Origin of the sequence: Leifsonia shinshuensis (genome assembly GCF_013410375.1) — a bacterium.
In the GTDB taxonomy this organism is placed as follows: domain Bacteria; phylum Actinomycetota; class Actinomycetes; order Actinomycetales; family Microbacteriaceae; genus Leifsonia; species Leifsonia shinshuensis.
In genome coordinates this window covers 3,674,471-3,697,397 of sequence record NZ_JACCFL010000001.1, presented here as the reverse complement: position 1 = coordinate 3,697,397, position 22,927 = coordinate 3,674,471, and the positions used below count along the sequence as shown (strand labels likewise).

Annotated in this window: 20 protein-coding genes; 12 read left to right on the top strand and 8 right to left on the bottom strand. The window is 72.9% G+C overall.

The genetic code is table 11. From position 1 onward, the window contains the following. The first annotated feature begins 40 nt into the window (after positions 1–40). The gene (locus HNR13_RS17835; protein ID WP_179607935.1) at positions 41–1,405 is read left to right on the top strand and encodes a cystathionine beta-synthase; all 1,365 of its coding nucleotides are present in this window, start codon (positions 41–43) and stop codon (positions 1,403–1,405) included. Positions 1,406–1,445: 40 nt separating this feature from the next. Continuing rightward, the gene (locus tag HNR13_RS17830; RefSeq protein WP_179607934.1) at positions 1,446–2,591 is read left to right on the top strand and encodes a cystathionine gamma-synthase; all 1,146 of its coding nucleotides are present in this window, start codon (positions 1,446–1,448) and stop codon (positions 2,589–2,591) included. Here the strand turns inward: HNR13_RS17830 and HNR13_RS17825 are convergent. After that, positions 2,588–3,385 carry a hypothetical protein gene (locus HNR13_RS17825; protein ID WP_179607932.1) on the bottom strand — a complete coding sequence of 266 codons (798 nt, stop codon included), beginning with the start codon at positions 3,383–3,385 and terminating at the stop codon, positions 2,588–2,590. The two genes, HNR13_RS17830 and HNR13_RS17825, sit on opposite strands and share 4 nt — an antisense overlap. A gap of 37 nt (positions 3,386–3,422) precedes the next feature. Between HNR13_RS17825 and HNR13_RS17820 the strand changes: the two genes are divergently transcribed. From HNR13_RS17820 to HNR13_RS17810, 3 genes are all read left to right on the top strand, one after another. Then, positions 3,423–3,938, top strand: coding sequence for a GNAT family N-acetyltransferase (locus HNR13_RS17820; protein WP_218881261.1), 516 nt, complete (start codon positions 3,423–3,425; stop codon positions 3,936–3,938). 58 nt (positions 3,939–3,996) lie between these two features. Next, positions 3,997–5,109 (top strand): glutamate--cysteine ligase, encoded by a 1,113-nt coding sequence (locus HNR13_RS17815; protein ID WP_179607929.1) that lies wholly within the window; start codon positions 3,997–3,999, stop codon positions 5,107–5,109. 74 nt (positions 5,110–5,183) lie between these two features. Beyond that, entirely contained in the window at positions 5,184–5,453 is a 270-nt protein-coding gene (locus tag HNR13_RS17810; RefSeq protein ID WP_179607928.1) for a hypothetical protein, read from the top strand. Between the two features lie 14 nt (positions 5,454–5,467). Here the strand turns inward: HNR13_RS17810 and HNR13_RS17805 are convergent, their stop codons facing one another. The 3 genes from HNR13_RS17805 to HNR13_RS17795 all read right to left on the bottom strand — a co-directional run bounded on the left by HNR13_RS17805 (position 5,468) and on the right by HNR13_RS17795 (position 7,424). Next, positions 5,468–6,838 (bottom strand): sodium/glutamate symporter, encoded by a 1,371-nt coding sequence (locus tag HNR13_RS17805; RefSeq protein ID WP_179607926.1) that lies wholly within the window; start codon positions 6,836–6,838, stop codon positions 5,468–5,470. 55 nt (positions 6,839–6,893) lie between these two features. Further along, positions 6,894–7,100, bottom strand: a complete 207-nt coding sequence (locus HNR13_RS17800; RefSeq protein ID WP_179607925.1) for a hypothetical protein — start codon at positions 7,098–7,100, stop codon at positions 6,894–6,896. Between the two features lie 162 nt (positions 7,101–7,262). Beyond that, entirely contained in the window at positions 7,263–7,424 is a 162-nt protein-coding gene (locus HNR13_RS17795) for a hypothetical protein (protein ID WP_179607923.1), read from the bottom strand. Between the two features lie 141 nt (positions 7,425–7,565). Here HNR13_RS17795 and HNR13_RS17790 point away from each other — a divergent pair, with 141 nt between their 5' ends. Continuing rightward, the gene (locus HNR13_RS17790) at positions 7,566–8,534 is read left to right on the top strand and encodes an aldo/keto reductase (RefSeq protein WP_179607921.1); all 969 of its coding nucleotides are present in this window, start codon (positions 7,566–7,568) and stop codon (positions 8,532–8,534) included. Positions 8,535–8,610: 76 nt separating this feature from the next. On the opposite strand, the gene trxA is transcribed toward HNR13_RS17790, so the two are convergent. Further along, positions 8,611–8,994, bottom strand: coding sequence for a thioredoxin (gene trxA / locus HNR13_RS17785; RefSeq protein WP_179607920.1), 384 nt, complete (start codon positions 8,992–8,994; stop codon positions 8,611–8,613). A 207-nt stretch (positions 8,995–9,201) separates the two neighbouring features. Between trxA and HNR13_RS17780 the strand changes: the two genes are divergently transcribed. The 5 genes from HNR13_RS17780 (at position 9,202) to HNR13_RS17760 (ending at position 16,849) form a co-directional block, all read left to right on the top strand. After that, a complete protein-coding gene (locus tag HNR13_RS17780) occupies positions 9,202–10,506 on the top strand; it encodes a bifunctional glycosyltransferase family 2/GtrA family protein (RefSeq protein WP_179607918.1) in 1,305 nt (434 codons plus the stop codon). 2 nt (positions 10,507–10,508) lie between these two features. Then, positions 10,509–12,668, top strand: a complete 2,160-nt coding sequence (locus HNR13_RS17775) for a glycosyltransferase family 39 protein (RefSeq protein WP_179607917.1) — start codon at positions 10,509–10,511, stop codon at positions 12,666–12,668. 166 nt (positions 12,669–12,834) lie between these two features. Continuing rightward, the gene (locus tag HNR13_RS17770) at positions 12,835–14,151 is read left to right on the top strand and encodes an amino acid permease (RefSeq protein ID WP_179607915.1); all 1,317 of its coding nucleotides are present in this window, start codon (positions 12,835–12,837) and stop codon (positions 14,149–14,151) included. A 168-nt stretch (positions 14,152–14,319) separates the two neighbouring features. Continuing rightward, positions 14,320–15,339 (top strand): substrate-binding domain-containing protein, encoded by a 1,020-nt coding sequence (locus tag HNR13_RS17765; RefSeq protein ID WP_179607913.1) that lies wholly within the window; start codon positions 14,320–14,322, stop codon positions 15,337–15,339. Between the two features lie 124 nt (positions 15,340–15,463). Then, a complete protein-coding gene (locus HNR13_RS17760) occupies positions 15,464–16,849 on the top strand; it encodes an MFS transporter (RefSeq protein WP_179607912.1) in 1,386 nt (461 codons plus the stop codon). A gap of 155 nt (positions 16,850–17,004) precedes the next feature. On the opposite strand, the gene HNR13_RS17755 is transcribed toward HNR13_RS17760, so the two are convergent. Then, positions 17,005–18,294: an MFS transporter gene (locus HNR13_RS17755; protein WP_179607910.1), complete on the bottom strand. Its 1,290-nt coding sequence runs from the start codon at positions 18,292–18,294 to the stop codon at positions 17,005–17,007. Positions 18,295–18,544: 250 nt separating this feature from the next. On the opposite strand from HNR13_RS17755, the gene HNR13_RS17750 reads away from it, so the two are divergent. After that, positions 18,545–19,501, top strand: coding sequence for a glycerate kinase (locus tag HNR13_RS17750; RefSeq protein ID WP_179609622.1), 957 nt, complete (start codon positions 18,545–18,547; stop codon positions 19,499–19,501). Positions 19,502–20,141: 640 nt separating this feature from the next. Here HNR13_RS17750 and HNR13_RS17745 read toward each other — a convergent pair. Further along, on the bottom strand, positions 20,142–21,605 hold the full coding sequence (locus HNR13_RS17745; RefSeq protein WP_179607908.1) for an FGGY family carbohydrate kinase: 1,464 nt from the start codon (positions 21,603–21,605) through the stop codon (positions 20,142–20,144). Positions 21,606–21,683: 78 nt separating this feature from the next. Continuing rightward, positions 21,684–22,877, bottom strand: coding sequence for a xylose isomerase (gene xylA / locus HNR13_RS17740; protein WP_179607906.1), 1,194 nt, complete (start codon positions 22,875–22,877; stop codon positions 21,684–21,686). Between the last annotated feature and the right edge of the window lie 50 nt (positions 22,878–22,927).

Sequence of the window (22,927 nt, the reverse complement as noted above, 5' to 3'; positions counted from 1 at the left end):
ACGGCGGCGTCCCCGCGGCCGCCCTGTTACGGTGGAGCGCGTGAAGTACGCAGAGACCATCATCGACTTGGTCGGCGACACTCCGCTCGTGAAGCTCAACAGGCTGACCGACGGAATCGCGGCGACGGTGCTCGTCAAACTCGAGTACCTGAACCCCGGAGGTTCGTCGAAGGACCGCATCGCCTCCCGCATCATCGACGCTGCGGAGGCCGAAGGGCTGCTGAAGCCCGGCGGCACCATCGTGGAACCGACGAGCGGCAACACCGGCGTGGGCTTGGCGCTCGTCGCCCAGCAGCGCGGCTACCGCTGCGTGTTCGTGCTGCCCGACAAGGTGGGCGAGGACAAGCGGAACGTCCTCACCGCCTACGGCGCCGAGATCGTGGTGACGCCCACCTCGGTGCCTCCCGAGCATCCGGACTCCTACTACTCGGTGTCCGACCGGCTCGCGGCGGAGATCCCCGGCGCGTTCAAGCCCAACCAGTACTTCAACCCGAACGGCCCGCGCAGCCACTACGAGACCACCGGTCCCGAGATCTGGCGCGACACCGACGGCCGGATCACCCACCTGGTGGCGGGCGTCGGCACCGGCGGCACCATCTCCGGCACCGGCCGCTACCTCAAGGAGGTCTCCGAGGGCCGCGTCCGCATCGTCGGCGCCGACCCCGAGGGCTCGGTCTACTCCGGCGGGACCGGTCGGCCGTACCTCGTGGAGGGCGTCGGCGAGGACTTCTGGCCGGGCGCGTACGACCCGAGCGTGGTGGACGAGGTCATCCCGGTCACCGACGCCGAGTCGTTCCACATGACCAGGCGGCTCGCCCGCGAGGAGGGCATCCTCGTCGGCGGCTCCAGCGGCATGGCCGTCGTGGCCGCGCTGCGCGCCGCGAAGGACCTGACCGCCGACGACATCGTCGTGGTCATCCTCCCGGACGGCGGCCGCGGTTACCTGGCGAAGATCTTCAACGACAAGTGGATGCGGTCCTACGGCTTCAGCGAGGTCCCCGACGAGGCGACGGTGCACGACGTCATCCGCACGAAGCGCGGCGACCTGCCCGACCTCGTGCACGCGCACCCGTCCGACACCGTCCACGACGCCATCGAGATCATGAACACGTACGGCGTCTCGCAGCTCCCGGTGCTGACCGCGGAGCCGCCGGTCGTCATGGGCGAGGTCGCCGGAGCGCTCGACGAGCGCTCGCTGGTCGACGACGTGTTCGGCGGCCGCGCCAAGATGAGCGACCCGGTCGGAGCGCACCTGGGCGAGCCGCTGCCGCTGATCGGAATCAACGAGCCGGTCACCGCGGCGCGGGCGGCGCTCGCCGTCGCGAACGCGCTGCTGGTCACGGAGGACGGCAAGCCCGTCGCCGTGCTGACCCGGCAGGACCTCCTCACCTACCTGAGCGAATGACGCTCACCTCCCTCACCCCCGCATTGGAGCAAGGATCCCGATGACCCACGGTTTCGCCACGCGCGCCATCCACGTCGGCCAGGAGTTCGACCCGACGACGGGCGCGATCATCCCGCCGATCTACCAGACCTCGACGTTCGTGCAGGACGGCGTCGGCGGCCTCCGCGGCGGCTACGAGTACGGGCGCGCGGGCAACCCGACGCGCACCTCGCTCGAGGAGCTGCTGGCCTCGCTGGAGGGCGGCGTGCGCGCGCTGTCGTTCGCGTCGGGCCTGGCGGCCGAGGACGCGCTGCTGCGCGCGGTGCTGCGCCCGGGCGACCACGTGGTGCTCGGCAACGACGTCTACGGCGGCACCCACCGGCTGATCAACCGCATCCACGGCGCCTGGGACGTGCGCAACACGACCGTCGACCTCGGCGACCTGGACGCGGTCCGCGCGGCGCTGACGACCGACCGCACCCGCGTGCTGTGGATCGAGACGCCCAGCAACCCGCTGATGAAGATCAGCGACCTCGCCGCGCTGGTCGAGCTGGGTCACGCGGCAGGGGCGCTCGTCGTCGTGGACAACACGTTCGCGTCGCCCGCGCTCCAGCAGCCGCTGTCGTACGGCGCCGACGTCGTCGTGCACTCCACCACCAAGTACCTCGGCGGCCACTCCGACGTGATCGGCGGCGCGCTGGTCTTCGCCGACGCCGAGCTCGCCGAGAAGGCGCAGTTCATCCAGTTCGCGGCCGGCGCGGTGTCGTCGCCGATGGACGCCTGGCTGACCACCCGCGGCATCAAGACGCTCGACGTGCGGATGAAGCGGCACAGCGAGAACGCGCAGGCGATCGCGGAGGCCCTGGTCGGCCGCCCCGGGATCGACGCGGTGTACTACCCGGGCCTCCCGGACCACCCCGGCCACGACCTCGCGGCGCGGCAGATGAGCGGCTTCGGCGGGATGCTGTCCGTCGCCCTCAGTGGGGGAGCGGCCGCTGCCCGCCGGTTCGCCGAGTCGACGGAGGTGTTCCAGCTCGCGGAGTCGCTCGGCGGCGTGGAGTCGCTGATCGGCTACCCGTCGGAGATGACGCACGCGTCGGTGCGCGGCACCGAGCTGGAGGTCCCGGACAACGTCATCCGGCTGTCGGTCGGGATCGAGGACGTCGCCGACCTGCTGGCCGACGTCGAGCAGGCGCTGAGCCGCTAGCCGGGTCGCCGCAGTGCGCCGAGCCGCTCGGCGAACGGCTTCAGCCTGGCCTTCGCGAGGTTCTCGCGGACGAGCCAGGCGGCGTCGGTGTCGTCGGACGCCGCGAGGCGTTCCAGGAGCGGGAGCCCGGCCTCCGGGTCGGCGGCGGCGACCACGCTGATCGCGTAGCCGAGGGCCTTGCGGAGGACGCGGACGTCCTCCGCCCGGCGCTCCGCCGCGGGCACGGCGAGCAGCGCGTCGACGGCCTCCGTGACGATGGCGGTCGCCTGCGCGGCGTGCTGCGGGTCGCGGAGCAGCGGAGGCTCGGCCACGGCCGCCACCGCCGCCCGCATCGGCAACGGCTCGCCCGAGCGCAGCCAGACCTCCACCTGATCCAGGCCCGCCCGCCAGTCCGCGGCGAGCACGCGCTGCAGTCCGGTCGCGGCCAGTTCGCGGACGCGCCAGCGCCGGTCGCCGGCTGCGGCGGTGAGGAGGGCGACGGCGTCGCCCGGCAGCGTCTCGCCGTCGGCCGCGGCGCGGGCCGCCACGGCGCCGGCCGCGAGCGCCGCACAGGCCGGGAGGAACTCCTCTGTCCCCTCGGGGAGCGGCGTCGCCAGCTGCGGCGGGGTCGCGAGCCAGCCGGCGAGCACCGCGAGTCCCGAGGCGCGGTCCGCCGCGACGGTCTCCGCGAACCGCCCGGCCAGCTCGAGGTTCGCGCGCGGCCCGGGGAGCCGGCTGTCCTCTCCCAGCGCACGCTCGATCGGCGCGCGGTCGCCGGAGAGCGCGCGGCTCCAGAGTGCGGCGAGGTCGGCCATGCGGCGAGTCTAGGGACCTATGCAGCAGGATGGGAGCATGACCGCCATCCGCCCCGCCGGGTCCGCCGACGCCGACGCCGTCCTCCGCCTGTTCGACGAGGCGATCGCCTGGTTCGTCAGCATCGGGAACACCGGCCAGTGGGGCACGGAGCCGTTCTCGTCCCGGCCGGAGCAGGTGGCCAGGATCCGGGGCTGGGTCGCGGAGCAGGGCTCCTGGGTGGCCGAGCAGCCCGGGACGGGCGTCGTCGGGTTCCTGGCGCTCGGCGCGGCGACCGAGTACGTTCCTGCGGCCACCGAGCCGGAGCTGTACGTGCGCGTCCTCATCGGCTCGCGCGACGCCCGCGCCAAGGGCACGGGGCGCCGGCTGCTGGAGTTCGCGCACGAGCAGGCGCAGGCCGCGGGCGTCGGGAAGCTCCGGGTGGACTGCTACGCCGGGGGCACCGGCGACCTCGTGCGCTTCTACGAATCCTGCGGGTACACCCGCACCGACCTGTTCACCGTCGGCGCGTGGCCGGGGCAGGTGCTCGAACGGCCGGTGGACGCCGCGCGCTGAGCGGATTCTCGGCATTCGGGGTATTGATCCGTGAGGAGCCCTCACCGATAGTGGAGGCGTGAGGACTTTCGGGGTGGAGGAAGAACTCCTCTTGGTCGACGAACGCGGGATCGCGACTCCGGTCGCCCCGTCCGCTCTGGCGGACGCTCCCGCCGGGACCGAGCTGCGGCTCGGCGCCGAGATCCAGCAGGAGATGATCGAGACCCAGACGCTGCCGCGCCTGGCCACGGACGAGCTGCTCGCCGACATCCTCGAGGGGCGCACCCTCGCCGACACGCTCGCGCAGCGGCACGGCGCCAGGGCGATCGCCGTGGCGATGTCGCCGATGCCGCTGCGTCCGCACGCCACGCCCGATCCGCGCTACGACCAGATGATGGCCAGGTACGGGCTCACCGCGAAGGGCACCCTGGTCTGCGGCTGCCACGTGCACGTCGCGATCCACTCGCGCGAGGAGGGCGTCGCCGTCCTCGACCGCATCCGCACCTGGCTGCCCGTGCTGCTGGCGCTGACCGCCAACTCGCCGTTCACGGGCGGGGTCGACACCGGGCACGCCAGTTACCGGTTCGTCGCCTGGCACCAGTGGCAGAGCGCGGGGCCGACCGACGTCTTCGGCTCGGTCGAGGCCTACGACCGGTTCGAACGGCTGCTGGTTGAGACCGGCGTCATCCTCGACAAGGCGATGCTCTACCTCGACGCGCGGGTCTCGCACAAGCAGCCGACCGTGGAGGTGCGGGTCGCCGACGTCTGCCTCGACGCGCGCGACACCGTCGTGCTGGCCGCGTTGGTGCGCGCCCTCGTCGACACCGCCGTCGGCGAGTGGCGTTCGGGCGTCGCGCCGCTGCCGACGCCCTCCGCCGCGCTGCGGCTGGCCGAGTGGCAGGCGGCGCTGACCGGCGTCGGCGGCATGCTGCCGCACCCGGTGACCGGCCGCGAGGGCACGGCGGTCGCCGCCCTGGACGCGCTGCTCGTCCACACGGCCGACGCGCTGGAGAGCTACGGCGACCTGGAACTGGTGCGCAGCGGAGTGGACAGGATCCTGCGCAGCGGCGGCGGCGCCGGCCGGCAGCGCGCGGCGCTCGCCCGGCGCGGACGGATGCGCGACGTGGTCGCCGAGGCGGTCGCGGTGACCCACGACGCGGGCGACGAGGGCGACGGCCGTTTCGTGGCGTAGCAGTCCCTTCCGTCGGAGGCCGGACGCGCTTACGCTTCGGACATGAGGTGGGAGGCCATGACGTGGAGGCGGACATGACGGGGAAGGAACTGGCCCACCAGCACGCCGTCTACACGTACGGCTCGCTCCCGCTCACGCTCATGTACAGCCCGACCGCGACCGCGGCGTGGGAGGTGTACTTCGGCGGCGACTACCTCGGCCTTGTGGAGGAGGCGCACACCGCCGGCGATCCGTGGCCGTCGTTCGTGGCGCGGCCGCCCGGCGAGGAGGAGACCGGCGACGGGATCCCGGCGCGGGACTGGCGCGTGGCCGTCGAGCTGCTGGCGGCGCGCGCGGGGCTCTGAGGCGCGCTCGGCGCCTAGCGCCGCCGCACCCGCAGGATCCCCCAGAGGATGAGCCCCGCGGTGACGACGAGGCTCGCCAGGCCGAACCACAGCGACCCGAGCTGCAGGATGATCGGCACGCTCAGCGCCGTGAGGATCCCGCCGCCGAGGATCGGCTCGTAGGTGAGCTGCTTGTAGCCGTACGCGCGGGCGGCGGCGGTCGTGCGCGCCGGGTCGGCCATGTCCGCGAGGACGAACCCGGTCGCCACGTTGCCCTGCGACTGCCCGTAGTCGGCGATCGCGTGCTCGAACCAGTCGACGGGGTGGATGCGCGGGCCGAGCCAGAGCATCCCGACGACGCTCCAGGCGAACGCGATCACCGTGAGGATCACCAGGCTCGGGATGTTCGCCCCGAGGGCGGCCAGCGACATCGTGCCGATCGCGGCGGCGATCAGGATGTCCAGCGCGAGCGTCGTGATGTCGTTGACGGTCCGGCGCTCCACCAGCTCCTCCTTGCCGGCCAGGCTGAGGACGAGCTGCACCACGAACCCGCCGATGACCGTGAACGGGAACAGCGGGAAGTCGTCGAACAGGCCGGAGCCCAGCGCGTTGGCCCCGAACCGCAGCAGCTCCAGGATGAGGAGGCCGAGCGCGATGGCGAGCGCGATCGCGCCGAAGCTCCGGCTGATCGAGCCGAGCCCGACATCGGGCTGGTCGGTGTCGCCGCTGTTCGGCGGGATGTAGTGCTCGGCGTCCGTCGCCGGGTGCACGCGGTCCGTGCGCGCGACGGAGATCCGCGGGTTGCGGATCGCGTAGTTCACGAGGATCGAGCCGCCGACCACCCCGGTGATCATGCTGATGGTGGCGAGCCCGAGCCCGATGTCGACGACCTCCGGAGCGCCGGCGGTCTTCAGGATGTCGCCCATCCCGGCGATCGTGCCGTGGCCGCCCGCGAAGGACAGCTCCAGCACCGAGCCCGCCGCGTCGGGCAGTCCGAAGACCGGCTTCAGCAGGAGGGCGACGGCGAGCGCTCCCAGGGCGAACTGGCCGAACGAGAACACGCTGCCCAGGATGAAGTGCGGCGCAGACTCCCGCCAGAACGTCCGCACGCTCGGCAGGCGCTTGCCCAGCATCACCCCGGCGAAGACGACGTTGATCATCAGGCCGGGAAGTCGCGCGAGGATGTCGGCGACGGGCGCGGGCACCAGCCCCGACGAGTGCGTGAGCGCGCCCAGCACCTGCGGCCCGAGCAGCAGGATCAGGAAACCCGCGATGACGCTGACCGGGATGTACAGCCGGCGCAGGAACCCGGCGTACCGCCGCACGAGGGTGGCGACGACGAGCGCGAGCCCCAGGAACACGAAGGCGAGCGCCGCCCACTGCGCGTCGGTGTAGCCGCCGAACATCGGGCCTCCTCCGTGCCGCCCCGGCCAGAACGCGAACGGGTCAGAACGCAACGGGTCAGAAGGCGAACTGCGCCCATTCCGCACGGTCGAGGCTCACGCGCTCGCCGTGCCGTTCGACCACCCAGTGCGAGGGTGTCCCCGCCAAGTACGTGCAGAGCACGGTCTCGCTGCTCCAGCCGTCCGCGGAGCGGATCCATCTGACCAGATGGATGTCCTGCCCCGGTTTCGGCGCGTTCCCGATCGGCGTCTCATAGGTCGTCACGCTGCACCCCTCCCCAGTTGTGCAGCCGGTCCTCGCCGGCGGCGACGCGATGTGCTCCGCCTCCGCCGGCTCAGGACTGGCTCCTGGACTCGACCCTAGTGGGGTACAAGGCCGGGGGACAAGTGGATTCAGGTGAACGGCAGCCCACAGCTTCCGGACGGGTTAGATGCCGGGGTCGTCCTCGTCGTCCGCCGCCGCGTCGTCCTCCGGTTCGAAGACGCCGTCGGCGTCGTACGGGCCGCCGCCTTCGCCCTCCGCGAGGGCGTCGGTGTCGATGGGCTCGCCGGAGGGGGTCTCCGGCCAGTTCTCTCTCTCATCGGTCATGCCGCGATGGTAGGCCCGATCGCGGTATCGGCAGTACCTCCCTCGTGCGGGGCGCCGACGGGTACCGTCAGAGCGACGCTACGTCGAAGCGACGCTACCGTCGAAGCGACGCTACGTCGAAGCGGAAAGGGGAACGAAACGATGGAATACACCCGACTGGGATCGACCGGCCTGACGGTCAGCCGCCTCGCGCTGGGCTGCATGAGCTTCGGCGACAGGTCGCGCGGCTTCAACGAGTGGGCGCTGGACGACGAGGCGGCCGCCCCGATCTTCCGCCAGGCCGTGGAGGCCGGGATCACGTTCTGGGACACGGCGAACATCTACGGCATCGGCAGCTCCGAGGAGATCGTCGGCCGCGCCATCCGCGAGTACACCACACGCGAGGACGTCGTGCTGGCGACCAAGGTGAACTTCAAGATGCACGACGGCCCCGGCGGCGCCGGGCTCTCGCGCCGCGCGATCCTGGAGCAGATCGACGCGTCGCTGATCCGGCTGAACACGGACTTCGTGGACCTCTACCAGATCCACCGCTTCGACCCGCTGACGCCGGTCGAGGAGACGATGGAGGCGCTGCACGACGTGGTCAAGTCCGGCAAGGCCCGCTACATCGGGGCGTCGTCGATGTGGGCGTGGCAGTTCGCCAAGCTCCAGCACGCGGCCGACCTCGGCGGCTGGACCCGATTCGTGACCATGCAGGACCAGTACAGCCTGATGATGCGCGAGGAGGAGCGCGAGATGTTCCCGCTGCTCGCGGACCAGGGCGTCGGCAGCCTCCCGTGGAGCCCGCTCGCGAAGGGCCGGCTGACCCGGCCCTGGGGCGAGCAGACCCTCCGCGGCGAGACCGACCCGCTCCAGGCGCGCTACACGGAGGAGCACGACCGGCCGATCGCGGAGGCGGTGCAGCGCGTGGCGGAGGCCCGCGGCGTCCCGATGGCGCAGATCGCGCTGGCCTGGGTGCTGCGCAACCCGGTCGTGGACGCCCCGATCGTCGGCGCGACCAAGCCGCACCACCTCCCGGACGCGGTCGCGGCCGTGCACCTGGAGCTGACCGAGGACGAGGTGCGCGAGTTGGAGGCGCCCTACCGGGTCACGATGCCGACGGGCTTCTGAGCCGCTCCATCCACATGACAGGACACGCCGCCTCGCGGATCCGCGAGACGGCGTGTCCTGTCAGTTCGTGGGCGTCCTACGCCTCGGGGGCGGGCTCGCCGGCCTTCGCCTCCGCGATCGACGCGCGGACCGCGTCCATGTCGAGGGACTTCACCTGGCCGATGAGGTCCTCGAACGTCGGCGCCGGGAGCGCGCCCGGCTGCGAGAAGACCAGGATGCCGTCGCGGAACGCCATCAGGGTCGGGATGGAGGTGATGCCGGCGGAGGCGGCGAGCGCCTGCTCGGCCTCGGTGTCCACCTTGCCGAACACGACGTCGGTGTGCTCCTGCGACGCCTTCTCGAAGATGGGGCCGAACATGCGGCACGGGCCGCACCATTCCGCCCAGAAGTCGACGAAGACGATGTCGTTCTCCGTGATCTGGGACTCGATGTTCTGAGCGGTGAGCTCGACGGTTGCCATGAGGGTCTCCTGCTGTTCGAGGGAAGTTGTGGGGGCCGGTGTGGACGGCCGCACTGATTGGAACGGTACGCCCGCCGATGGCATTCCCGCGCGGTCATCCAACCCGGCCCGCTCATCGGAGCCGCATAGGAACCCGTGAGGACACCCATCGACCGGGCATAACCGCACGAAAGGTCACGGGTAGGTCACGGCGGCAGGGTTGCTGCCATGTCCCAGCCAACGACCCTCTCGCTCGACATCGTCGTGCCCGTGTACAACGAGCAGGCGACGCTCGACACGTCCCTCCGCCGGCTGCACGCCTACCTGACCGACACGGTGCAGGCGAGCTGGCGGATCACGATCGCCGACAACGCCAGCACCGACGACACGCCCGCCCTCGCGGACGCGCTCGCCGGAGAGCTGACCGGGGTCGTCGCCGTGCACCTCCCGCTGAAGGGGCGCGGGCGCGCCCTCAAGGCGGTGTGGGGCTCCTCGCCCGCCGAGGTCCTCGTCTACCTGGACGAGGACCTCTCCACCGACCTCGCCGCTCTCCCCCCGCTGGTGGCGCCGCTGCTCTCCGGCCACTCCGACCTCGCGATCGGCACCCGGTTGGGGAGGAGCGCGCGCGTCACCCGCGGCGGCAAGCGCGAGTTCATCTCCCGCAGCTACAACCTGCTGCTGCGCCGTACGATGTCGGTCGGCTTCTCCGACGCGCAGTGCGGCTTCAAGGCCATCCGCCGGGACGTCGCGCAGCGTCTCCTGCCGCTGGTGGAGGACGACGGCTGGTTCTTCGACACCGAGCTGCTGATCCTCGCCGAGCGCGCCGGCCTGCGCATCCACGAGATACCCGTCGACTGGGTGGACGACCCGCACAGCTCGGTGGACATCGTGCGCACCGCGCGGGAGGACCTGAAGGGGATGCTGCGCGTCGGCACGAACATCGCCCGCGGGCGCATCCCGATCGAGGCCGTCTACGCGGAGCTCGGCCGGCGGCCGTTCGCGCCGCCGACGCCGCCGAGCTTCTTCGGCCAGGTGGTGCGGTTCGCGATCGTCGGCGTGCTGTCGACGGCCGCGTACGCGCTGCTCTACCTGCTGCTGTCCGGCGCGCTGGGCGGGCAGGCCGCGAACTTCGCGGCGCTCCTGCTGACGGCGATCGCCAACACCTGGGCCAACCGGCGCTTCACGTTCGGCGTGCGCGGCCGGCCCGGGATGGTGCGGCACCAGTTCCAGGGCCTGGTCGTATTCGGGATCGCCTGGGCGCTGACCAGCGGCTCGCTCGCCGTGCTGCACGCGACGGCTCCGGGCGCGCCCGCCCGGGTGGAGCTGATCGTGCTCACCGCGGCCAACCTGTTCGCGACGCTGCTGCGCTTCGTGCTGCTGCGGCTCTGGGTGTTCCGGGCCGGGAGGCGAGCGGCGGTGCCGGAGGCCGTGCCTCCGCCACGGTCGGCGTCGCCGTCCACGGATCCCGTTCCCGCAGGCGCGGTGTCTGAAACCGCCGCCCTTGTCCTCGCCCCGACCGAAACGGAGAGGTGACCATGTCCGTCAGCACCGCACCAAGCCAGACCGTCTCACCCAGCTCGGCCACCGCGACCGCGCCACCCGGCCGCTCGGCCGTCTGGCTGCGCCGCCTCGTGCGCGGCCGGGAGGACGCCGCCGTCTGGGAGCGCCCAGCGCTCCTCGGCCTCCTCGCCGTCACCGCGCTGCTCTATCTGTGGGACCTCGCCGCCAGCGGCTGGGCGAACTCCTTCTACTCCGCCGCCGTGCAGGCGGGCTCTGTGAACTGGGAGGCGTTCTTCTACGGCTCCAGCGACGCCGCGAACTCGATCACGGTCGACAAACCGCCCGCGAGCCTCTGGATCATGGCGCTCTCGGTGCGGATCTTCGGGCTCAGCTCCTGGAGCATCCTGGTGCCGGAGGCCCTGATGGGCGTCGCGACCGTGTGGCTGGTCTACCTGATCGTGCGCCGCAACTTCAGCGCACGTACGGCGCTGCTCGCGGGCGGCGTGCTGGCGGTCACCCCGGTGGCCGCGCTGATGTTCCGCTTCAACAACCCGGACGCGCTGCTCGTGCTGCTGCTGACTCTCGCCACCTACCTGACCCTGCGCGGCATCGAATCGGGCCGGATCCGGTGGGTGGTCTGGGCGGGCGTAGCCGTCGGCTTCGGGTTCCTGACCAAGCAGCTGCAGGCGTTCCTGATCCTCCCGGTGCTGGCCGGCGTCTACCTGGCGGCCGCTCGCGTCTCGTGGGCGAAGCGCTTCGGCCACCTGTTCGCCGCGCTCGGCGCGGTCGTGGCCGCGGCCGGCTGGTGGGTCGCGATCGTCGAGCTCATGCCTGCGTCGATGCGCCCGTACATCGGCGGCTCGCAGACCAACAGCTTCCTCGAACTGACCTTCGGCTACAACGGCCTCGGCCGCCTCACCGGCAACGAAACCGGCAGCGTCACCAGCGGTCGCGGCGGAGCGACGGGCGGCGGGATGTGGGGGGCGACCGGCATCCTCCGCCTGTTCGAGAACGAGATCGGCGGCCAGATCACCTGGTTGCTTCCCGCAGCGCTCGTGCTGTTCGCCGCGGCGCTCCTCCTCGGCCGCCGGATGGCGCGCACCGACCCCCGGCGCGCGACCCTCCTGCTGTTCGGAGGCTGGCTGATCGTGACCGCGCTGGCGTTCAGCTTCATGGCCGGCATCTTCCACGCGTACTACACGGTCGCCCTCGCCCCGGCCCTCGCCGGCGTCGTCGCGATCGGCGCCTCGGCGGTCTGGGGCGCCCGCGGCCGGCTCTGGGTGCGCATCCTCTCGGCCGTGACCCTGATCGGCACGGCGGTCTGGGCATGGGTCCTGCTGGACCGGGCGACCGACTGGCTCCCGTGGCTCAAGGTCGTCGTCCTCATCATCGCGCTCGCGGCGTCCGTGCTGCTGCTCCTTGCCCCGCGCAGCCGGCCACTGTCGGGCGCGACCATCGCCACCACCCTGGTGGCGGCACTGCTCGCCCCGACCGCCTACACGATCCAGACCGTGACCACCGGTCACACCGGGTCGATCGTGACGGCAGGGCCGACGGTGTCGGGCGCGATGGGCGGACCGGGCGGAGGCCGCGGGTTCGGCGGAGCGCCGAACGGCGGCGGCCAGGGCGGCGCGCCCGGCGGCGGGTTCGGCGGGCAGGGCGGGTTCCCGGGTGGGAACGCTGGTCCTGGAGGGACGACCGGCGGCACGACCGGTGGGACCGGAGGGACCGGCGGCACGACCGGAGGAACGGGTGCGGCCGGCGGTACGACCGGCGGCACGACCGGCACGCAGGGCGGCCCCACCGGCGCTCCCGGCGCCGCGGGCGGGGGCGGCATGCGCGGCCTGCTCGGCTCCAGCACCGTCAGCTCCCAGCTCAGCGCGCTGCTGAAAGCCGACGCGTCCTCCTACACCTGGGTGGCGGCGGCGATCGGCTCCAACTCCGCCGCCGGCTACCAGCTCGCGACCCAGGAGGCCGTCATGCCGGTCGGCGGCTTCAACGGCTCGGATCCGTCGCCCACCCTGGAGCAGTTCGAGCAGTATGTGAAGGAGGGCAAGATCCACTACTTCATCGCGGGCGGAGTCGGCCAGGCCAACGGCGGGAGCAGCGCCTCCAGCGCGATCGCGTCCTGGGTCGAGAAGAACTTCACCGCGACCACGGTGGGAGGTGTCACCCTCTACGACCTGACGAAGTGATGGGAGGCCCCGAAGGGCACATGGACGCCCCTATCCGCTCCGGATAGGGGCGTTCTCGTGCCCCTCGGCGGAGGTTTCGTGCGTCTCGGCGGGGATTGGCGGCGGATATGCGATCAGTGGCCGCGAATGGGCGGCGGATGTCGGCGGTCCGCGCCAGGATTGTCCGGTGACCGAACCTGCGCCCTCCACCACGCGCGTACCCGCTGCAGGCGGAACAGCGGAGCACGTCGAGCACCGCGGCCACCTCGGCGTCGCGGGCGGCACCGCGCTCTACGTCGCGGCCGTGCTCGGCACCGGCATCCTGGTGCTCCCCGCGCTGGCCGCGGCGGCGGCCGGGCCCGGCGCCATCCTCGCGGTCGCCGCGCTCGCGCTCATCTCCGTCCCGCTGGCCGCGACCTTCGCCGCCCTGGCCCGCCGGCACCCGGACGCGGGAGGCGTCGCGACCTTCGCACGGCGGGCGTTCGGGCCGACCGCCGCGCGCATCGTCAGCTACTGGTTCTTCTTCGGCACCCCGATCGGCGCTCCCATCGCCGCCCTGATGACCGCACGCTACGTCGTGGCGGTGATCGGCGGCGGCGCAGCGCAGACCACCCTCATCGCGATCGCCCTCATGGTCGTGCCGGTGGCGGTGACCGCGTTCGGCGTCCGCTTCGCCGCGTCGGTGCAGCTGGTGCTCTCCGGGGCGCTCATCGCGGTCCTCGTGTTCGTCCTCGCGGCCGCCGCTCCGCACGCGCGCGCCGAAAACCTGCAGCCGCTGCTCCCGCACGGCTGGTCCGGGGTCGGCCTCGCGATGAGCCTCTACATCTGGGCGTTCGCCGGCTGGGAGGCCGTCGCGGGCATCGGCGGCGAGTTCCGCAACCCGCGGCGCGACATCCCGCGGGCGACGGCCCTCGCGCTCGTGATCGTGTCGGTGGCGTACCTGGCGATCCAGACCGTCACCGTCGCCGTGCTCGGGTCGGGCGCCTCCACCTCGGCGGTCCCGCTGCTCGACCTGGTCTCGGTCGCGACCGGCTCCGGGGGAGGGGTCGTGGTCGCCGTCATCGCGGCGATCGTCGTCACCGGCGTCTTCAACGCGTACCTGGCGGCCTTCAGCAAGCTGGGCGCCGCGATGGGCCGCGACGGCGACCTGCCCGCCTGGTTCGGCCGCGGCGCCGAGAACGGCGCGGTCGCCCGGCGCGGGCTCCTGCTGTCCGCCGTGGTGATGGCGCTGTACTCGGTGGTGGTGCTCGCCAGCGGCGACCTCCAGCCGTTCATCCTCGTGCACACCAGCATCGCGGCGGCGGTGTACGGGCTCGGCGTCGCCAGCGCGATCGTGCTGCTGCCGACGCGGTCGCCCGGCTGGTGGATGGCGGTGCTGTCGTGCGTGTTCGCGGCCGGCCTGCTCGCGCTCGCGGGCTGGCACCTGGTGTTCCCCGCCGGCATCGCGGTCATCGCGGCGCTCGTGGGGGTGGCCGCGAGCCGGCGGGCCCGCCGTCGTCGCTGAGGCCGGCGTCGTCGGGACCGCCGTCGTCGCTGAAGCCGCCGTCGTCGGGACCGCCGTCGTCGCTGATCGGCCGCCGCCGCAGAGCCGGGGAGCGAGTGCCCTGCGACGCCGCGCCCGGGACGCACCGGGTCGCGGGGGCGGAGCGCCAACGTCACGGATAATGGGGCGGTGAGCCACGACCCCGCGCAACGCGCCGCGAGCATCCGCGACGTCGCCCAGCTCGCGGGCGTCTCGCACCAGACCGTGTCCCGGGTCATCAACGACCACCCGAGCATCCGGGAGTCCACCCGGCAGCGCGTCCTCGACGCGATGGAGCAGCTGCAGTACCGGCCCAACCGCGCCGCGCGGGCGCTCGTCACCGCCCGCTCCCGGACGCTCGGCGTGCTCTCCACCACCGCCGCGGCGCTGTACGGCCCGGTGTCGAGCATCAACGCCGTGCAGGGCGCCGCGCGCGACGCCGGCTACTACCTCGCGGTCGCCCAGATCCCGCAGCTCGACGACGCCGGGATCGCGGCCGCGCTCGACCACCTGCTCGCCCAGGCGGTGGAGGGCATCATCGTGATCGCCCCGCAGGACCTCGTGCTGGAGCACATCTCGAGTGCCCGGCTCGCCGTCCCGTACGTGACGCTCCAGGGCGGCTCCGAGTACGTCGCGCGCGAGCTGACCGTCGACCAGGAGGCGGGCGCCCGCGCGGCCACCGCCCACCTGGTCTCGCTCGGCCACCGGCGCATCCTCCACCTGACGGGGCCGCTGGTGTGGTTCGAGGCGCAGGCCCGCGCCGCCGGCTACGCCCGCGAACTGGAGGCGGCGGGGCTCGCCGTGCCACCGCTGCTGGAGGGCGACTGGTCGGCCGAGTCCGGGTACCGGGCCGCCCGGTCGTTCCTGCGCGACCCCGAGGCGACCGCCGTGTTCGCCTCCAACGACCAGATGGCGCTCGGCGTCTACCACGCGGCCAGGGAGGCCGGCCGCCGCATCCCCGAGGACCTCAGCGTCGTCGGCTTCGACGACATCCCCGAGGCGGCGCACTTCTGGCCGCCGCTGACGACCGTGCTGCAGGACTTCACCGAGCTGGGCCGCCGCAGCGTCGAACGGCTGGTGGCCGAGATCGAGGGCGGCGAGGTGCCGGGCCCCGCGAGCCTCCTGCCGGAGCTGATCGTGCGCGCCTCCACCGCACCCGCCCCGGCCTGACCCGCCACCCGGCACGCAACCGCCGAGTACGCGAAAAATCCGCTCCAGACCGTCGAGTACGCAGAGAATTCGCGTACTCGGCGGCTGCTCGGCGCTCGTCGGGGGGAGGTCGTAGGCTCGGAGGATGAGCACGGACGGGGGATCGACGGTCCAGACCGGGCGCCTCGCCAAGCCGGAGGGGGTGCTCGCGCCGCGCTACCGCTGGGTGAGCGTCGGCATGTGCCTGCTCGTCACGCTGGCGGCGTTCGAAGCGCTCGCGGTGACGACGATCATGCCGACCGTCAGCCGCGAGCTCGACGGCGCCGCGCTCTACGCCTTCGCGTTCGCCGGCCCCCTCGCCGTCGGGGTCGTCGGGATGGTGGTCGCCGGCACGTGGTGCGACCGCGGCAACCCGCGCACCGTCCTGTTCGCCTCGGTGGGACTGTTCGGCGCCGGCCTCATCCTCGCCGGGCTCGCTCCGACGATGGGGCTGTTCGTCACCGGGCGGCTTGTCCACGGGCTCGGCGGCGGCGCGCTCACGGTCGCGCTGTACGTGATCGTCGCGCGCGTCTACCCGCCGCCGCTGCACGCCCGCATCTTCGCCGGCTTCGCCGCGGCGTGGGTCGTCCCGTCGCTGATCGGGCCCGTCATCGCGGGCGCCGTCGCCGAGACGGTCGGCTGGCGCTGGGTGTTCCTCGGAGTCGTCGCGCTCGTGGTGCTGGCCATGCTCATGGTGGTGCCGGCGATGCGCGGCGTCCACGGCCCGGAGGAGCGGCCGGCCGGCGGCCGCACCGAGCTGGTGCGCGCCGGGCTGGCCGCGCTCGTCGCCGTCGCCGTCCTCGCCCTCACCCTCGCGGCCGGGTCCCGCGGTCCCGTCCAGTGGCTGGTGCCGGTGTTCGCGGCCGCCGCTGCGGTCGCCGCCCTGCGGCCGCTGCTCCCGGTGGGCACGCTGCGAGCGCGGCGCGGCCTGCCGAGCGTCATCCTGGTCCGGGGCATCGTGGCGGGGACGTTCTTCTCGGCCGAGGTGTACGTCCCGCTGCTGATGGTCACGCAGTACGGCGCGTCTCCGGCCGTCGCGGGGCTCGCGCTGACGGCGGCCGGCCTCAGCTGGGCCGCCGCCTCGTGGGCGCAGGGCCGCTTCCCGGCCATCGGCCACCGGCTCGCCGCCCGGCTCGGCGCGCTCGGGCTCACCATCGCGATCGCCTCCCTGCTGGTGACCGCGCTGACCGGCGCCTCCCCGGTGGTCGTCGTGGTCGGCTGGGCGTTCGCGGGCGCGGGCATGGGCCTGCTCTACCCGCGGCTCGGCGTGCTCACCCTGGAGTACTCGACCCCCGCCGACCAGGGCTTCAACAGCTCGGCGCTCTCGATCGCGGACTCCACCGGCTCGGCGATCGCGCTGGCGACCACCGCGATCGCGTTCTCGGCGCTCGGCGGAGCCGCGTCGCCGATCGCGTTCGCGGGCGTGTTCGCCGTGAACGGCGTGCTCTGCCTGGCCGCGTGGCTGTGCGGCGGGCGCATCCACCGCCGCTGACCCCGCCGGATTCGCCGGCTCGCCACCCCGCCACCGCCCCGCCCGCCCCGCCCGCCGGGCGGACCGGGGTCGCAACACGCTGTCACGCGCTGCGCTTAGCGGCGTGTCGCGACCCCTGTTACAGGCGCGGGGACGGATGCGCGGGAGACGGTCGCTCACGGAGTGGTGGGTGCCGCCTCCGCCTCGCCGGTCTCCCCGGCGTCGCCGCGCGCCCCGGCCGAGTCCGACGGGTCGCCCTGCCGCCGGCTCGCTAGCAGGAACGGGATCCCGATCAGCTCGATCGCCCCGCCGATGACCAGCGACGTCCCGTACCCCCACAGGTCGGCCGCGCGCCCGAGGGCCGGCTGGATGACCACACCGCCGAGGCTCCCGAACAGCGAGTCGAACGACAGCACCGTCGCGCGCTGCTGGGACGGGATCATGTCGTTCAGGTACGCCTGCCGCACCGGTCCCGCCACCGCGAAGACGAAGCCCCAGATCACCAGCAGCACCACGGCGAACCAGAAGAACGCGGTCAGCCCCATCGCCACCAGGATCACGATGCTGGCGAGCGAGGCGCCGATGATCGCCGTCGTCCGCTTGGCGAACAGGCGCCGGAGCCGCGGCGCGAAGATGCCGCCCGCCGCCTGCGCCAGCGACAGGATGGCCGCCGCGAGTCCCGCGACCGAGTACGCCTTCGGGTCGCCGTACAGTTCGAGCAGGTAGGGCTGGAGGGCGTAGAACGCGTAGATCCCGACCCCGGACGCGAACGGCGCCGACAGGATGACGTAGCGCACCGAGCGCTTCCGCATCCCGTGCTCGATCGACTGCGAGAGGACGTTCCTGGTCGCCCGCCACGGTCCCATCGACCGGTCGGGGGTGAACCCGACGTCGCGCATCGCGACGAATGCGAACACGAACATCAACACGAGCACGCCGGCCCGCAACAGGAACGGCACACCGAGGTTCGTCACCTGCGCGATCACCCCGCCCAGCACGGAGCCGGCGAACATCGCGGCGCCGGTGACGACGAGCGCGCGGCCGAAGACCGACTCCAGGCTCCCCTTGTAGCCGGTGAACGTGAGCGCGTCGACCATCCACGCGTCGGTCGCACCGGAGAAGAAGGTGAAGCCGAGTCCGAGCAGCATGGAGGCGACTGCCCACCAGAAGAACGGTGCATGCCACAGCCAGAGCAGCCAGTAGAGGACGGTCGACGACGACAGGGTGATCGTCCCGAGCAGGTAGGAGGCGCGACGCCCGATGGTGTCGGCGACGACGCCGGTCGGGATCTCGAAGAGGACCATCCCGGCCGTGAAGAACGCGTTCGCCGCGAACGCTTCGAAGTTGGTCAGCCCGGCGTCGAGCAGGAAGAGCGTGTTGATCCCCCAGATGAACGACGCGGCCAGGGTGTTGCCGAGCAGGAGCGTGAGATAGACGCCCTGGACCCGGCGGGCGGAGGGGATCATGGCCGTGAACCGTGTGGTGCGTTCATGCGGGACATGATCGTCCGGTCGGGGGTGCGGTGCCAGAGGCGAGGGGGGTGTGGTGCCGGGCGGGTTGGGCCGGGGTGGATTGGCTGGCGTCTCGGGTCGGGCCGGGAGTGTGTCGGGTCGGGCCGGGTCGGATTGGCTGTGGTGTCGGGTCGGGCCGGGTCGGATTGGCTGTGGTGTCGGGTCGGGCCGGGCCGGATTGGCCGTGGTGTCGGGCGGGGCGTGAATCGGGCTGAGTTGGGCCGATGCTGGGCCATGGTGGAGGCGTCCGCCAGGGTGGGAGGTCCGTGACGGTGACGGTCTCGCTATCGGGTCCGCCAATCCCGGCGTCCGCACGCCGCGGCGACCGGCGATCTATGCCAGCCTGTGGGGATGCGCACGGTCGTCTTCGCCCCCGACTCCTTCAAGGGCGATCGCGGCGGCACTGGACGCGGGGGCGACGGCGCTGCTGCTCGCGATCGGCGGCAGCGCGTCCACGGACGGCGGAGCGGGGATGCTGACCGCGCTCGGAGCGCGGCTGCTCGACGCGGACGGGGACGACATCGTCCCGGGGAATCGCGGGCTGGCCGGCCTCTCCCGGGCCGAACTGACCCTGCGAGCGCTTCCTGCGGGAGGCGCGCGTGTGCTGAGCGACGTGACGAGCCCGCTGCTCGGACCCGCGGGTGCGGCGGCGGTGTTCGGGCCGCAGAAGGGTGCGCGTCCCGCGGACATGCCCGTGCTGGAGGCCGGGCTCGCCCGATTCGCCGACGTGCTGCGGGAGGCCGGGGTCGCCGTCGACCCTGCGACGCCGGGAGCGGGCGCGGCGGGCGGGACCGGGTACGGCCTGCTCGCCTGGGGCGCGGTGATCGCGCCGGGGTCCGCGGCGGTCGGGGAGGCTCTGGGGCTGCCCGCGATGGTGGCGGGTGCGCACGCAGTGGTGACGGGGGAGGGCCGGTACGACGACCAGTCGGCGGCGGGGAAAGTTCCCGAGTACGTGGCGGCGCTGGCGCGGGCGGCCGGGATCCCCGCCCTCCTGGCGGCCGGGTCGATCGCCGCCGACCCGCGCGGATTCGCCGCTGCGGCCTCGCTCTCGGAGCTCGCGGGCGGGTCGGCGGCCGCCATCGCGGACCCGCTCCGCTGGGCCGCGGCCGCCGGTGCGGACCTGGCCCGCCGCTTCGCCGCTGTCGGCAACGGAGGAGATTAGCCGGCTCTCCGGCCCTGATAGCAGTCAACGGAGGAGATCCTGGTGTCTGGGGCGGAAATGTCCTCCGGAGGCGACGTGGGACGGGCCCCGGCCGCGTCGGGTCCGCGAACGCCAACGGAGGAGATGCGGGTGGCCGGGGCGGGAATGTCCTCCGGGGGCGACGTGGGATACGGGCCGGCCGTGTCGGGTCCCTGAACGGCGACCGAGGAGGCTCGGGAGTCGGGGGCGGGAATGCCCTCCGCAGGCGACGTGGGATGCGGCCTGGCCGTGTCGGTCCCCGAACGCCAACGGAGGAGATCCGGGTGTCTGGGGCGGGAATGTCCTCCGGAGTCGACGTGGGATGCGGGCCGGCCGTGTTGGTCCCCGAACGCCAACGGAGGAGGCTCGGGTGTCTTGGGCGGGGATGTCCTCCGGAGACGGCGTGGGATGCGGGCCGGCCGTGTCGGGTCCCTGAACGTCAACGGAGGAGGCTCGGGTGTCTGGGGCCGGAATGTCCTTCCGGAGGCGACGTGGAATGCGGTCCGGCCGCGTCGGGTCCGCGAACGCCAACGGAGGAGATCCGGTCGCGTCGCGCGCCGATCTCCTCCGTTGACTGACTTTTCGGGTCGCAGAAACCCGGAACTCCTCCGCTGCCCACGACCTACAGGTACTGCCCCCGCTGCTCCCGGATGACCGCCCGCGTGTCCACCGGCAGCGGCGCCGCCGCCTCTACGGTCCACGTCGGCCGCTCGCCGGTCAGCGCCCACGCCGCCTGCACGGCGCCGCCGTCGGCGACGTACTCGCCCGGCGCCGGCACGACGACCGGCGCGTCGAAGACCTGTGCCGCGATCGCGGCCACTGCCCGGTTCTGCGCGGCGCCGCCGATCAGCAGGATGCGCTTCTCCCGCACGCCGACCGCGCGCACGGCGTCGAGGCCGTCCGCGAGGCCGCACAGCATCCCCTCGATCGCGGCGCGCGCGAACGTCGCCGGGCGCGTGGTGGCGATGGTGAGGCCGTGAAGGCTGGCCTTCGCGTCGGGGAGGTTCGGGGTGCGCTCGCCCTCGAAGTACGGGACGAGCACGACGCCCTCCGCGCCGGGCTCCCCCGACAGGGCGAGCTCGGCCAGGGTGTCGAAGTCCACCGACAGCAGGTCGGCGATGGAGCTCAGCACGCGCGCCGCGTTGAGCGTCGCGATCAATGGCAGGTTGAGGCCGCCCGCATCGGCGAAGCCCGCGACCGTCCCGGTCGGGTCCGCGATGGGCGAGTCCGTCACGGCGAACACCGTTCCGCTGGTGCCGATGGACACCACCACGTCGCCGTCCGCGGCACCGAGGCCGAGGGCGGCGCCCGCGTTGTCGCCGGCGCCGGGGCCGACGAGGACACCGTCCGGGGTGCGGCCGGCGGCGTCCGCCGGGCCGAGCACGCGCGGGAGGATGACGCGAGCGCCGTCCGTGTCGCGAGCTCCGGCGTCAGCACACACGCCCGCAGCACCGGCGGCCTCCCGCCCGGGCCGCCCGAGTGCCCGCTCGAACAGCTCGAAGTCGTACGCCCCGGCCCCCGCGCTCCAGTACGCGGTCCCGCTCGCGTCGGACCGGTCGGTGGTCAGCGCCTCCAGGTCGGGGCCGAGCGGGCTCTCGTCCGCCGGGCCGTAGCCGAGCAGCCGCCAGGTCAGCCAGTCGTGGGGGAGGGCGACGGCGGCGACGCGCGCGGCGTTCGCCGGCTCGGCGTCCCGCAGCCAGCGCAGCTTGGTCGCGGTGAAGGAGGCCACCGGCACGACGCCCACGCGCGCGGCGTACGCCTCGGCGCCGACCTCGTCGATCAGGTCGCGGGCGGCCTGCGCGCTGCGGGTGTCGTTCCAGAGCAGGGCGTCGCGGATGACCCGGCCCTCCGAGTCCAGCACCACCATGCCGTGCTGCTGACCGGCGATGGAGATCGCGGCCACGTCATCCAGTCCGCCCGCGGCCTCCAGCGCCGAGCGCAGCGCGCTCCACCAGGCGGCCGGATCGACCTCGGTCCCGTCCGGGTGCGCGGCCCGGCCGGAGCGCACCAGCGCCCCGGTCTCCAGGTCGCGCACGACCACCTTGCAGCTCTGCGTCGACGAGTCGACTCCGGCGACCAGCGTCACGTGCGGTCCTCACTTCTCAGATCGTTGCGAAGGGGCGCGTAGACGACCAGTCGTCCACGCGCCCCGGGAACAGCTGGGTCAGCCGCGGGCCCCGAGCAGGTGCTCGAGGGCGAGCTGCTGCAGGCGGACGAAGCCGAAGCCCTTGCCGCCGAAGTAGGCGCTCGCGTCGAAGTCCTCGTACGCGCTGCGGTCGGCGAGCAGGTCGTCGTAGCTCTCGCCCGCGCCCAGCGTCGGCTGGGACAGCTCGGTCACGCGCGCCGACTGCAGCGCCTCCTGCACCTCGGGGTCGGCGCGGAACGCGGCGGCCCGCTCCTTCAGCAGCAGGTAGGTGCGCATGTTCGCGGCGGCCGAGTCCCACACGCCGGTGATGTCCTCGGTGCGGGACGGCTTGTAGTCGAAGTGGCGCGGGCCGTCGTAGGCCTGGCCGCCGTTGGGGCCGCCGTTCTCCAGCAGGTCGACGAGGGCGAAGGCGTTCTGGAGGTCGCCGTGGCCGAAGACCAGGTCCTGGTCGTACTTGATGCCGCGCTGGCCGTTGAGGTCGATGTGGTAGAGCTTGCCGTGGTACAGCGCCTGGGCGATGCCGGCGGCGAAGTTCAGGCCCGCCATCTGCTCGTGGCCGACCTCGGGGTTGAGGCCGACGAGCTCCGGGCGCTCCAGCGAGTTGATGAACGCGAGGGCGTGGCCCACGGTCGGCAGCAGGATGTCGCCACGCGGCTCGTTCGGCTTCGGCTCGATCGCGAACCGGATGTCGTAGCCCTTGTCGGTGACGTAGTCGCCGAGCAGGTTGACGGCCTCCCGGTAGCGCTCCAGCGCCGCCTGGATGTTCTTGGCCGAGTCGTACTCGGCGCCTTCGCGGCCGCCCCACATCACGAACGTCTTGGCGCCGAGCTCGGCGGCCAGGTCGAGGTTGCGGAGCACCTTGCGCAGCGCGAAGCGGCGGACGGCGCGGTCGTTGGAGGTGAAGCCGCCGTCCTTGAAGACGGGCGCGCTGAACAGGTTGGTGGTCACCATCGGCACGATGACGCCGGTGTCGGCGAGGACCTGCTTGAGGCGGTCGATCTGCTTCTGGCGCTCGGCGTCGGTCGAGCCGAACGCGAACAGGTCGTCGTCGTGGAAGGTGAGGCCGTAGGCGCCGAGCTCGCTGAGCTTGGTCACCGCCTCCACCACGTCGAGCTGGGGCCGGGTCGGGCCGCCGAACGGGTCGGTGCCGTTGTAGCCGATGGTCCACAGACCGAACGAGAACTTGTCGGCGCGGGTGGGGGTGAGGCTCATGGAAGGTTCCTTCAGCGTCGTCGGTGATTTGTTGTTTCACTCAACTTATA

Bases quoted from the DNA above. Each gene is read 5' to 3' on its own strand.
- HNR13_RS17830 (WP_179607934.1), top strand. From the start codon at position 1,446: ATGACCCACGGTTTCGCCACGCGCGCCATCCACGTCGGCCAGGAGTTC.
- HNR13_RS17825 (WP_179607932.1), bottom strand. From the start codon at position 3,385: ATGGCCGACCTCGCCGCACTCTGGAGCCGCGCGCTCTCCGGCGACCGC.
- HNR13_RS17820 (WP_218881261.1), top strand. From the start codon at position 3,423: ATGACCGCCATCCGCCCCGCCGGGTCCGCCGACGCCGACGCCGTCCTC.
- HNR13_RS17810 (WP_179607928.1), top strand. From the start codon at position 5,184: ATGACGGGGAAGGAACTGGCCCACCAGCACGCCGTCTACACGTACGGC.
- HNR13_RS17805 (WP_179607926.1), bottom strand. From the start codon at position 6,838: ATGTTCGGCGGCTACACCGACGCGCAGTGGGCGGCGCTCGCCTTCGTG.
- HNR13_RS17795 (WP_179607923.1), bottom strand. From the start codon at position 7,424: ATGACCGATGAGAGAGAGAACTGGCCGGAGACCCCCTCCGGCGAGCCC.
- HNR13_RS17790 (WP_179607921.1), top strand. From the start codon at position 7,566: ATGGAATACACCCGACTGGGATCGACCGGCCTGACGGTCAGCCGCCTC.
- trxA (WP_179607920.1), bottom strand. From the start codon at position 8,994: ATGGCAACCGTCGAGCTCACCGCTCAGAACATCGAGTCCCAGATCACG.
- HNR13_RS17780 (WP_179607918.1), top strand. From the start codon at position 9,202: ATGTCCCAGCCAACGACCCTCTCGCTCGACATCGTCGTGCCCGTGTAC.
- HNR13_RS17775 (WP_179607917.1), top strand. From the start codon at position 10,509: ATGTCCGTCAGCACCGCACCAAGCCAGACCGTCTCACCCAGCTCGGCC.
- HNR13_RS17760 (WP_179607912.1), top strand. From the start codon at position 15,464: ATGAGCACGGACGGGGGATCGACGGTCCAGACCGGGCGCCTCGCCAAG.
- HNR13_RS17755 (WP_179607910.1), bottom strand. From the start codon at position 18,294: ATGATCCCCTCCGCCCGCCGGGTCCAGGGCGTCTATCTCACGCTCCTG.
- xylA (WP_179607906.1), bottom strand. From the start codon at position 22,877: ATGAGCCTCACCCCCACCCGCGCCGACAAGTTCTCGTTCGGTCTGTGG.